The organism is Paenibacillus dendritiformis (genome assembly GCF_015845845.1).
Taxonomy (GTDB): Bacteria; Bacillota; Bacilli; order Paenibacillales; family Paenibacillaceae; genus Paenibacillus_B; species Paenibacillus_B dendritiformis_C.
Window position 1 is genome coordinate 38,697 of sequence record NZ_LDIG01000138.1, and the last position, 11,448, is coordinate 50,144.

At 60.0% G+C, this 11,448-nt stretch carries 11 protein-coding genes; 8 read left to right on the forward strand and 3 right to left on the reverse strand.

The genetic code is table 11. The features are described 5' to 3' along the window. The first annotated feature begins 232 nt into the window (after positions 1-232). Both ABD76_RS13080 and ABD76_RS13085 read left to right on the forward strand, forming a co-directional pair. The gene (locus ABD76_RS13080) at positions 233-985 is read left to right on the forward strand and encodes a pseudouridine synthase (protein ID WP_197257488.1); all 753 of its coding nucleotides are present in this window, start codon (positions 233-235) and stop codon (positions 983-985) included. Positions 986-1,013: 28 nt separating this feature from the next. Next, positions 1,014-1,826, forward strand: coding sequence for a Cof-type HAD-IIB family hydrolase (locus ABD76_RS13085; protein WP_197257490.1), 813 nt, complete (start codon positions 1,014-1,016; stop codon positions 1,824-1,826). 63 nt (positions 1,827-1,889) lie between these two features. Here ABD76_RS13085 and ABD76_RS13090 read toward each other — a convergent pair whose 3' ends face one another. Beyond that, positions 1,890-1,982, reverse strand: a complete 93-nt coding sequence (locus tag ABD76_RS13090) for a sporulation protein YjcZ (protein WP_197257492.1) — start codon at positions 1,980-1,982, stop codon at positions 1,890-1,892. A 213-nt stretch (positions 1,983-2,195) separates the two neighbouring features. Here ABD76_RS13090 and ABD76_RS13095 point away from each other — a divergent pair, with 213 nt between their 5' ends. After that, positions 2,196-2,891, forward strand: a complete 696-nt coding sequence (locus tag ABD76_RS13095; RefSeq protein WP_197257494.1) for a hypothetical protein — start codon at positions 2,196-2,198, stop codon at positions 2,889-2,891. Positions 2,892-3,024: 133 nt separating this feature from the next. On the opposite strand, the gene ABD76_RS13100 is transcribed toward ABD76_RS13095, so the two are convergent. Then, entirely contained in the window at positions 3,025-4,455 is a 1,431-nt protein-coding gene (locus ABD76_RS13100; RefSeq protein ID WP_197257496.1) for an RsmB/NOP family class I SAM-dependent RNA methyltransferase, read from the reverse strand. A gap of 737 nt (positions 4,456-5,192) precedes the next feature. Between ABD76_RS13100 and ABD76_RS13105 the strand changes: the two genes are divergently transcribed. Continuing rightward, positions 5,193-6,134 (forward strand): ABC transporter ATP-binding protein, encoded by a 942-nt coding sequence (locus ABD76_RS13105; protein WP_197257498.1) that lies wholly within the window; start codon positions 5,193-5,195, stop codon positions 6,132-6,134. Then, positions 6,131-6,889: an ABC transporter permease gene (locus ABD76_RS13110; protein ID WP_197257499.1), complete on the forward strand. Its 759-nt coding sequence runs from the start codon at positions 6,131-6,133 to the stop codon at positions 6,887-6,889. The genes ABD76_RS13105 and ABD76_RS13110 overlap by 4 nt, the downstream gene beginning before the upstream one ends. 50 nt (positions 6,890-6,939) lie before the next feature. Here ABD76_RS13110 and ABD76_RS13115 read toward each other — a convergent pair whose 3' ends face one another. Next, positions 6,940-8,139 (reverse strand): GGDEF domain-containing protein, encoded by a 1,200-nt coding sequence (locus ABD76_RS13115; RefSeq protein ID WP_197257501.1) that lies wholly within the window; start codon positions 8,137-8,139, stop codon positions 6,940-6,942. Positions 8,140-8,224: 85 nt separating this feature from the next. On the opposite strand from ABD76_RS13115, the gene ABD76_RS13120 reads away from it, so the two are divergent. From ABD76_RS13120 to ABD76_RS13130, 3 genes are all read left to right on the forward strand, one after another. After that, the gene (locus ABD76_RS13120; protein WP_197257503.1) at positions 8,225-9,358 is read left to right on the forward strand and encodes a glycosyltransferase family 4 protein; all 1,134 of its coding nucleotides are present in this window, start codon (positions 8,225-8,227) and stop codon (positions 9,356-9,358) included. Between the two features lie 79 nt (positions 9,359-9,437). Then, positions 9,438-10,772 (forward strand): metallophosphoesterase family protein, encoded by a 1,335-nt coding sequence (locus tag ABD76_RS13125; protein WP_197257505.1) that lies wholly within the window; start codon positions 9,438-9,440, stop codon positions 10,770-10,772. Continuing rightward, on the forward strand, positions 10,769-11,448 hold a 680-nt coding region (locus ABD76_RS13130; protein WP_197257507.1), incomplete at its 3' end, for an AAA family ATPase. The genes ABD76_RS13125 and ABD76_RS13130, both read left to right, overlap by 4 nt.

Consider the following 11,448-nt stretch of genomic DNA (forward strand, 5'->3'; position numbering starts at 1 on the left):
AACAATGTTTTCATACGGATATTGTACAATAAAGTTTCCCCGTTGCGGGCATACATGACAATAATGTAAGTCTGCTTGCACATTGACGAGAAGAGGAGGAAGCAGCCCTTCACTGGATTCTTTTCCAAAACGGGCGACAACATGGTATGCTGATAGGGACATGTTCTGCATCAGGCCACGCGAACCCGCAGGAACAAGAACGGTTAGAGGCAGAGGAGGTGACCCTGTCGTCATGGGCAAAATGATGCGGATCGACAAGCTGCTCGCGCATATGGGCCGCGGTTCCCGGTCGGATATCAGAAAATGGGCCAAGGCGGGGCGGATATCCGTCAACGGCAAGAGCGTGAAGGATAGCGGCCAACAGGTCGATCCGGAACGGGATGTCGTCCGGCTGGACGATGAGATCGTAATGTATCGCGAATATATTTACGTAATGATGAACAAGCCGCAGGGGGTTATTTCCGCGACGGAGGATACGCGCGAGCGGACAGTGCTGGATCTGCTTCCGGCGGCGCTGCGGCATTTCGAGCCGTTCCCGGTCGGCCGGCTGGATAAAGATACGGAAGGCTTGCTTCTGATCAGCAACGATGGGCAACTGGCCCATCAACTGCTGTCTCCGAAGAAGCATGTCCCGAAGACCTACTTCGCTCAGGTGGCGGGCGAAGTGACCGCCGAGGACGGCGCCAGCTTCGCCGCGGGCGTCACGCTGGATGACGGTTATGTGACGGCTCCGGCGCGGCTGAACATTCTCGGTCACCGGCCGGATGGGGAAGGGAGCGTCCTGTCGGATATCGAGCTGACAATAACGGAGGGAAAATTTCATCAGGTGAAGCGTATGTTCGCGGCGGTCGGCAAGAAGGTTGTCTATTTGAAGCGTCTCTCAATGGGAACGCTGGAGCTGGACCCGGAGTTGAAGCCCGGACAGTGGCGCGAATGCGGTCCGGAAGAGATAGAACGGCTTCGCTCGGGACACAATGAGGGATAGAACCGACAAAAGGGGAGAGAGAAGGCCTATGAATTACCGAATGATTGCATTGGATATGGACGGGACGCTGTTGAATGACGAACACGCGATTACGGGTCGGACGGCCGCTACGATACGGAGCGTAGCCGAGCAAGGAGCGGAGATTGTGCTCTGCACCGGGCGCGCCCCGCAAAGCACGCTGCCTTATTTGGACGAGCTGGGGCTGGAAGGGGTTGTCATTACGCATAACGGAGCGGCGACCGTCGCATCGAAAGGCCGGCGCATTCTGCACCGGTTCGATATTCCGCCGCAAGAGCTGGAGCCGTACATTCAATATTGCCGCGAGCACGGCGTTCATTTCAATATTAACACGGTGTTCGATTTGTATGTGGATGACCGGGCGGGAATGGCGCCGGAGACGCTGGATCTGTACGCTCAGTTCCTTGTCGAGCCGAAGCAGCTTCCAAGCTGGGACGCGTTGGAGGACGCGCCGGTCAAAATGACGTTGAGCGGGCAAAAAGAAGAGATGGATCGGGTGGAGGCGGAATTGGATTTGTGGGAGCATCGCTTGCACTATATCCGCTCCGGGGATTACTTCATCGATATTATGCATCAGGATGCCTCCAAGGGAAGCGCGCTGGCGAAGCTGGCGGAGCTTCGCGGCGTTGCCCCGGAGCGGGTGCTCGCCATTGGCAACTACTATAATGATCTGTCGATGATTCAATTTGCGGGGATGGGCATCGCGATGGATAATTCGCCGATTGAAGTGAAGGCGGCCGCACAGGAAGTCACGGCATCGAACAATGAAGACGGCGTGCATGAGGCGCTTGTCAAGCACTGTCTGGAGGCGGGAGCGCGCTAGGCGTCCGCGGGATAACGCGGAACGAGGCGGGGGTGTCCCCGCCTTGCTTGTTCCTGTTGTCTTCTAGTAGATAAGCGACCGGGATACGATGACCAGCAAAATGAACAATACGAGAATAACGCCTGTCGATGTAAAAAGACCTGCTCCTGCACCCATGGAAGCATTCCTCCCTTGTTCGAGATGAAGCGGAACTGCGGGATGGCTACCCGGCGGGACGGTGTCCCCTTGTTCCGACATCCACAGATTCTGCAGCGGAATCCGGCTTCGGTTGGACGGATAACCAGACCCGTCCCGGGAATGTAACGGGAAGGAACGGGCAACCTTATAGGAGTACCGGAATTACCGGAAATGGCAAGGGAGGACACGCAGATGATTCAATTTCGTCCCGACTTCCGAACGGCAAGCGGGGAATCGCAGGATGTGCTGTTCAATGGCGCGTACGCAGGGGAGTTCATCTGGCTGTATCGGGAGCGGGAACGGCTTCAAGGGATATTCGTCATGGACGGAAGCGAAGTGCTGGGTCGGCACCGGAGCGCGATCGAGGAACAGGTCGAGCGCTATGTCCGGCATACGGCGGAGGCATTGGGCGTCGCCGATCTGGAGGTCGTGTTCGTAACGGGACAAGTGCAGCGCATCGTCACGAATGATGACGTCGCGGAATATCGGGCGGAGGCGGGGCGGCAAGCAGCGCCGTTCGGCGCCGGGCCGATGGACAGGCTGGAGCATGCCCCGGACGAGGAAAACGGGACAGAAGGGGCGGATGATCGGATTCACGTGATTTTGGCGCGGGATGACGGCAGCGCGCTGCTCTATGATATTTACCGCGATCAGAACGGTTCTCTTCCCGTCGGAGAGGCCACGATCAGCGCCGACGGGCCGGAAATGTCCGGGTATATCGATTTTCGCGTGCCGGGAACGGGTGCGGACCGGGCCTGCATCGGCCAGGAGCTCGCCTGTCAATTGGCGAAGGATAAGCAGGTGCAGTCGCTCCATCTCACGATGATGTTCCATAATGAGATGATTGATGAAATGATCGTGGATTGCGCATCCAACGATCAGGGGTAACCGTTAACCTTGCAGAGGCAAGGCTCCCGGGGGAGCATTTGAATCTGCAAGGTCAGCGGTTTTTTTGTGCTGGCGGGAGGAATGATTCCATGTCCATCCATAGCATGACAAATAGCGGCAGACAGCCTCTTGCTTAACTGAGCGTGCGGAGGCCTTTTGGAAGATGGTTTTTGATCATGCCCCCGGACGCTTTGCCCCATCCGATCGGGAGCCCGTCGACGGCGACGATGGTCCAGCCCTTGGCGGCCGCTTGTTCCGGGTTCGGGGCGATCGGCTCGCCGCGCAGATAAGCGGCAATGCGCGGATCGTCCGCGGCGGCGTCCAAGCGAAGCGCGGCCTGTTCCGCGGACGTACAAGCCATCGCCAGCGCATGGGCCGGCTCGATTCGGTTCTTGCGCATATGGGCGAGATGAAGGCCGGGGCGGGGCAGGCGCAGCCCGGAGAATACGGAAGCGTCGTCAAGCAGCGCCCGCGCTCCCGAATGCGTATCGGGAACGTAGTACAGCTCGTCCCCGAACAGCAGCGGCCTTCCTGGCGGAAGCTCCAGGCCGGGCAGATGCTCGCGGGCCCATTCGGCGTACTGCCGGAACGCGGCCGCCGCCGCATTGACTCCGGCAGAGCCCTTGCCCTTGCGGCCGCCGCGGCGGCCGGATTGCGCCAAGGCCGAACCGTCCGCCGTGTCTGGCGCGGAAGGAGATTTCTTCAATAGCGCGACGAAATGCCCTTCCCCCCGATGGCGGTGCGGCCACAGCCGTTCCATGCGCGCCAGCTTGAATTCGGGATACGTCTCCAGCCAATGAGCGATGATGTCCTCGTTCTCCTGGCGATTGAAGGTGCAGGTGGAATAGACAAGGCTTCCTCCCGGGCGAAGCATGCGGACAGCCGCCCGGATAATATCCCGTTGACGGAGCGCGCATGCCTCCACATGCTCGGGCGACCATTCGTTGACCGCCTCCGGATCTTTGCGGAACATTCCTTCCCCCGAGCAGGGCGCATCCAGCATAATGCGGTCGAAGCTGTGCGGGAAGCGCTCGGCCAACGCATGCGGATCCGCCTGCGTGACGATGCAGTTGACGATGCCCATCCGCTCCATATTTTCGGCCAGTATTTTGGCTCGCTGCGGATGGATCTCGTTGGCGATAAGCAGTCCCTCGCCCTTCATCCGCCCGGCGATCTGCGTCGCCTTGCCTCCCGGAGCCGCGGCCAGGTCCAGCACGAGCTCGCCCGGCCGCGGATCGAGCAGCTCGGCGGAAGACATGGCGGAAGGCTCCTGTATGTAATACAAACCGGCATGATGGTAGGGATGCTTCCCGGGCCGGGATGATTCCTCATAGTAATATCCTTCCGGGCACCACGGGACAGGCTCCAGGCCGAAGAGGGCGGCCGCGTTCCGGCGGGCCGTCTCATGCCGGCCCCACTTCCCGGGCTGCACGCGCAGGCCGTAGGTCCGGGGCTCCTTGTAGCTGTCGAGGAAGGGCTCGATCGGTTCGCCGTCCGCTTCGAACAGGCGCTTCATCTGTTCTTGATAGGCCAGAGGCAATTCATCAGGCAATGATATTGACATCGCATTAACTCCTTGTATGATAAAATGGGCCGTGCCGTCGTCATCCCGGCAAGAAAAAAGCCGCTGATTCCCGGTTAGAGAACGAGCGGTTATCTGCGCTTTCTCATGTAGCTTGCCCTGAAAGGCGGGCCGGAATCCGGCGTACGGTCATGACATGGTGCAGTACCTGCAAGGTTCGCGGAAACAATTAAAAAGTGAAAATAACGTCAAGGATGCTCATTATGGAATAGAAAAGAAAGGCGATACCAATACATAAAATCATGATTCTGAGCAACCAGGGCAATTTGGGAGGAGGGAAAGAAGAAATGATCCCCGCCGTTAAAAATACTACGCCCGCCAAAAAGGTATAAACCCATCCGAAGAGATCCATGCCTTCCACCTTCGCGTGAAATACTCGGTGCAGATTCATGATCGCATAATCCGTTACAATTTTACTATAACCGAAGCGAATGATTCAATGATAGACAGGCATCTCCTGTCCGTGGAACAGAGCCCCCGTCACCGTAAACCGTCCCGCGCCGAACGGGCCGCCGAACGGAAAAGCTGGCCTGCAAGCCGAAGGAATTTGGAATAGAAGCGAAACGAGTCGGCCGCTGCTGCGTACGAAATAGATGTCCTGTCCGATCGCCAATCGGGCAGTCCGGATTCCGCAGTTGGAATGAAGGGAAGAATCCGGTAAAGTAAGTCAGAGAGAGGCAGCGACATGAGAAGCTGTACTATGGAAGGAGTGAGATTTGATGCAAGGCACCGATGATACCGTTGTAGAATTGGAAGGCGTGACGAAGAAAATTCGGGGAAAAACGATTATCGATAATTTATCGTTCCGCGTGCGGCGCGGGGAAGTCTATGGCTTCCTCGGTCCGAACGGCGCAGGGAAGACGACGACGATCCGCATGATCGTCGGACTGATGTCCATGACGTCGGGACGAATCCGGATTGAAGGTCATGACATCCGGACCGACCGGGCCAAAGCGATGACCCATGTCGGGGCGGTCGTCGAAAATCCGGAGCTGTACAAATTTATGAGCGGGCGCAAAAACCTGCTTCATTTCGCCCGCTTGAGCGGCAAATCGATCAGCGAGGAGCGGATCGAGGAAATCGTGCGGCTCGTCGAGCTCGAAAATGCGATAGATAAAAAGGTGAAGAACTACTCGCTGGGGATGCGGCAGCGGCTCGGCATCGCGCAGGCGCTGCTACACGATCCTTCGATTCTGATTTTGGACGAGCCTACGAACGGGCTCGATCCGGCCGGCATCCGGCAGCTCCGCGACTATTTGCGCCGTTTGGCGAGGGAGGAGAAAATCTCGATTCTCGTCTCGAGTCATTTGCTCTCGGAAATCGAATTGATGTGCGATCGGGTCGTTATCATCCAGAACGGCAAATTCGTCGGGGAGCGGGAGCTGAATCCGTCCGCGGACGCGGCGGAAGCGCGGCCGGCCACAATCTATCTGGAGGTGGATCGGGCCGAGGAAGCGCTGCAGGCGCTCGCCGCGGCGGATTGGCAAGCGGCCAGGGACGAAGCGCGTTCCGGCATCACCGTGAACGTCATGCGGAACGAGATTCCGAAGGTCGTCGAGAAGCTTGTCCACGCGGGCATCGCGATCTATGAGGTCCGGACCTCGGCCCCGACGCTGGAAGATACCTTCCTGACGATGACGAAAGGAGGCCGGATCGAATGAGTTACTTTTTCTCGCTCGTCCAGAATGAATGGATGAAGACGAACAGCAAGCGGCAAGCCCCGTATTATTATATTTTTCTCGCGCTGATGGCGTTGCTGCTCGGGGTTGTCATCCGGTTTTTCGTGTTCAAGGACGGAGCCATGCCTTATTTGGAATTTGCCAATACCTTTGTGTTCGTCGCCCGGCCGCTGACCACAATCTTCATCATCATCGTCGCGGCGCAGACGATCACGGACGAATTCAAGGACGGCACGATCAAGCAGCTGTTAATCCGGCCGGCCAGCCGCGCGCTTGTCCTGGCCTCGAAATGGGTGAATGCGCTCCTCGTGCTGTTCGCGGCTTATATGGTCATTTTGCTGCTTGGATTGGGTATCGGAGCCGCGCTGTTCAATCTGTCCGCAGAGGATGCTACCCTGATGGATTCGGTCGTGTCGCTCTTCCTTGGTTTTTCGGAAGCGGCCTTTCAGCTCACGCTCGCATTCATGATTGCCGTGTTGACCCGAAGTCTGGGCTTGTCCATCGCGCTGCCGATCATTGGCCAGATGCTCGGCGGAACGGTCTCGATGATGCTCCATCAGAAGGAGTGGTACAAATGGCTGGTGTTCCCGCATTTGAACTGGGGACCTTATTTCGGGGAAGGCCAGTTGCCTTATGAAGGGGCGACGTTAGGCTTCAGCCTCATGATGTACGCAATCTACTTTGCCGTGCTGCTCGCCGTCTCGTTCTTCGTCTTCCAGAAGCGCGATGTGCAGTGATGCATGAACAGCGCCCCTGCCGGACTCCGTCCCGGCAGGGGCGCTTCTGTTCAGCGGCCGCCGGCCGCGGACGCGCGCTTGCGCCGGCGGGGGCTGCCGATAGCCTCATAATCGGTAACTTTATTCTTGCCTGTCGTCTTCGAGTGGTACATCGCCTGGTCGGCCTCTCTGACCAGTTCCTCGGGCGTCATTCCGCTGCGCAGCGTGCTGTGGCCGACGCTGACGGTGACGCTTGTCTCCGCCTCCACTCTCTGGCGGATATTCTCGGCCAACTGATCCGTTCGGGCATGCGGATCCACGATCAGCGCCACCAGCTCCTCGCCTCCGAAACGCCCCGGAATGCCGGCTTCCTCCACTTCCTCCCGAATGATCGCGGAGACCAGCTTCAGCTCATCATCGGCCTTGTCATGCCCCTGTGTATCGTTCAAGCGCTTGAAGTTGTCGATGTCGCAGAAAATAAGCGAAATGGCGGCCTCCTTCTGCGCATAGCTCTGCATCGCCTTGAAGAGGTAGCGGCGGTTGTACAACTGGGTCAGCCCGTCGGTAATCGAGGAGCGGTACGTCCGCTGCAGATGCTCGACCACGCGCTCGAACAGAATGAAGAACATCAGCGTGAAATAAACGAGCGGAAGCGCGTGCTCCAGGTAGAACAGAAGCCTGTTCATTCCGCCGAAATAAATCGAGTTCACGCCGGACGACAGATTCATCAAAAAATTGACGAGCAGGGTGAACGCATACTTCACTCGCTGTCCCGCACGGGGGCCAATCCAGAAATAACAGAATACGGTGAACGTCATATGATAGACTATGAGCGGCCACGACGGCTTGGCGGACATTCCGTACTGCTCCGCCAGGATGAGGGAGAAGGCGGCGGCGCCCGCGAGCAGCAGCAGAGCGGTCAGCGCGTACACCCGCATTCTCCGGTTGCTGCGCTTGTACAGCCGCAGCACCGCCAGATTCATCAGCAAAAAAGAAAACGCTTGCAGGGCGGTTCTTCCTATCCCATACTGATCGAACCATCCGGGAAACCATTCATAATCGGTAAGATCCAACGTCCGCTCGAACGCGATGAGCAGCAAGGCCGCGATGAATAGAATATAAGCTCCGGAGCGCTGCCTGGAATAGAGGCGAACGGTCATCAAGAGCATAATGAACAAAATATACATCATACACGCCGACGTCACCGCGACGGCGGTGCTGCCGGAGAACTCTGGGGTAACAAGCCGATTCATCGCAATCGATAGCTCCATTTGCGTAGTCTTTACTGAAACATATGTTCTAATATATCATAAATGGTAGACATCGAAAAGCGAAAGCAACATGAAGGAGGCTGGCATGAAAATACTGCAGGCGTTGTTTTTCCCGCCGGAACAGCCGGGAGGAGTGTCCTCCATGGTTCCTTATATACAAGACCGCTTCCAGCTCCCCCGATGGGAGATGGAGCTGTTCTCGCTGCCGAAGCGGCTGCGGGGCAAAGGGCAGGAGGAGATCGTATTCACGACCTTCGACTGGACCGCGTATGGCGATTCTCCGATTGTGGTCAAATATATTCAGACGATCCGCGATTACATATGGTGGACGAGACGGCGAATCACCTGCTCCTATGATCTTATTCATGCCCATCATCCGATTGCCGGCTGGGTGATGAAGCGGCTCTTCCCCGAGACGCCAGTCATCCTGACGGTTCACTCCAGCTACGAGCGGGAGCTGCTTCTGAACGGCAAAATCGAGCCGGACGGACCGGAGTTCCGCTTCCTGACCTCTCTATATGGTGAACTGGAAGCGCATGTCGATCTGATGATGACGGTATCGAATTCGTTCCGGCATGATCTGGCGCCCTACGTCGCGCGCCCGGAGCGGATCGAGGTGCTGCCGAACGGCTTCGACGAGAAGCGGTTCCGGCCGATTGCCCATGAGAATGAGGTGCCCCAGCTCATTGTCGTATGCCGGCTTGTCCCGGCGAAAGGGCTCGATGTGCTGCTCCGGGCATGCTCCGAGCTGAAGCGGCGCGGCCGTCCTTATGTGCTCCACATTATCGGCGACGGGCCGATCCGCGAGGATCTGGAGCGTCTCGCTCAGGAGCTGGGCATCTATGACGAGACGATATTTTATGGTTATATGCTCCATCCGGAGGAGTTCATGCCATTCTCGGACATCTTCGTGCTGCCCTCCCGCGCGGAGGCGTTCGGCTCGGTGTTCGCGGAGGCGGCGCTGTGCGGGCTGGCCTTGGTGGGAACGAATGTCGGCGGCATCGCCGAGCAGATCACCGACGGGGTGAACGGACTGCTCGTGCCTGTCGACGATCCGGACGCGCTCGCCGCGGCGCTGGATCGGGTCATGACGGATCCGGCGTTCCGCTATGAGCTGTCCCGGACAGCCTGGACGAAGGCGAAGCAGGATTACTCGCTGAGCGGCGTCGTGAACGAGTTGAAGCGGATCTATCTTCGCTTCCGCGTCACGGCGGATTGATTTCGCCGGCCGGAGGCCATGCGAACGCCCGGCGCTCATCTGCCGGGCGTTCGCGCATGATCAGAGGGGAGAGAGGAAGTTGAATGCGTTTCGCTTCATACATGCGGCAGACCTGCATGTGGACAGCCCGTTCCGGGGCTTGAAGGAGCTTCCGGCGCCGCTGCGCTCGCGTGCCGTCGAATCGACCTTCGCCGCTTGGGACGCGCTCGTGGATCTGGCGGTGCGGGAGCAGGCCGCGTTCGTCGTCATCAGCGGCGACCTGTATGACGGCAAGGAGCGGTCGCTCAAGGCCCAGTGGCGTCTCCAGCGGGGAATGGAACGGCTGGCCCGGCACCGGATCGCGGTTTATCTGATTCACGGCAATCATGATCCGCTGCATGAAGGCGTGCAGTGGACGTGGCCGGACAACGTGACCGTCTTCGGCACCGGGTCGCCCGGCGCGGCCTTGGCCCGCGGCTCCGACGGGACGCCGCTCGCGGTGATTGCCGGGATGTCTTACGGGGACGCTGCGGTGCGGGACAATCTGGCCGCGCGTTATCCGTCCGAACCGGAGAAGGCGATTGCCGCCGAAGAAGCGGCCGGCTTGGCGGAAGGGGCGCGCTTGTTCCGCATCGGCCTGCTGCATGGGACGGTTGACGGGCGGCCGGGCCATGATCCGTATGCGCCATGCTCCAAACGGGAGCTTATCGCCTCCGGGTACGATTATTGGGCGCTCGGCCATATTCACCTCCGGGAGGTGCTCCATGCCTCTCCGTACATCGTTTATCCCGGCAATACGCAGGGACGGCATGTCAAGGAGACCGGAGCGAAGGGCGCTTACGTCGTCGAGGTGGACGAGCGGCGTCATGTCTCGCTGCGCTTCGCCCCGCTCGATCAGGTCCGCTGGTGCGACGAGGCCGTCGATATCGCGGATCTCGCCGATATGCAGCAGGTGATGGAACGGCTGGACGCGGCGCTGGCCGGGCTGCGCCAGCAGAGCGGGAGCCGCCTCAACTTCGTCCGCCTGACGCTGGTCGGGCGCACGGCGCTCTACCGCGAGCTGCAGCGGCAATCGCTGGAGCAGCAGTGGGCGGCTGCGGCCAACGAGCAGGAACTGGAACGGATGGAGCGGTCCGGTTCCACGGACGGGGTATGGATCGCCGAGCTTCGCGTCCGGTGCCGCCCGGATCTCGATCCGGCCGTCTGGCTGGAGTCGGACAGCTTCCTCGGCGATCTGGTCCGGCTGGCGGACCGGGGCCGGCAGGACAGCGAACTGCGGGGCGAGCTGCTTACTGAAGCGCTTCGCGCTTTCCAGGCGCAGCCCCGGCTTCGTCAATGGCTGGCCGAACAGCCGGAAGAAGCGCAGGCGGATTGGCTGCAGGAAGCGATGCTGCTGGCGCTCGAAGCGCTGCAGGAAGGAGGGAACGCGTCATGAGGCTGCTGCATTTGCATGTGAACGGCTTCGGCGAACTGCGCGATCTGGAGCTAGACCTGGCCGAACCGGGGAAGCCCGGCGGGATCACGCTGCTGCTCGGCCCGAATGAGTCGGGGAAGAGCACGCTTGCCGCTTTTCTCCGGGGCATGCTGTATGGCTTCCCGAAGCGCGGCGGCGCGGCCGGCCGCTACGAGCCCGCGGAAGGCGGCGTCTACGGCGGGCGGCTCGCCGTGGAGGACGATCGCGGACAGGAATGGCGGATCGAGCGCCTGGAGCGGAACGGCAGCGTGCAGACGGTCATCCACCGCCGGGGGCCGGACGGCCGCCTGGACCGGATGACCCAGTCCGCGCTGGAGACGGAGCTGCTGGGCGGCCTGAACGGGGAGCTGTTCCGGCGTCTGTTCGCGATTACGCTGGACGAGCTGCATGAGCTGCAGGCGCTCCAGGGCGACGAGGTCGGCGCTTTCCTGTACGACACCGGCCTCGGGGGCGGCCGCCAGGTCGCCGAGGCCGAACGGTGGCTGCAGCAGGAGGCGGACAAGCTGTATAAGCCGCGCGGCCGCTCGCAAGAGCTGGCGCATACGCTGCAGGCGCTGGATCGGGCGGACCGGGCGCGGCGAGAGGGCCAGGCGCAGGCGGCGCGGCTTGCCGAGGTGGAAGCGCGGCTGGCCGAAGC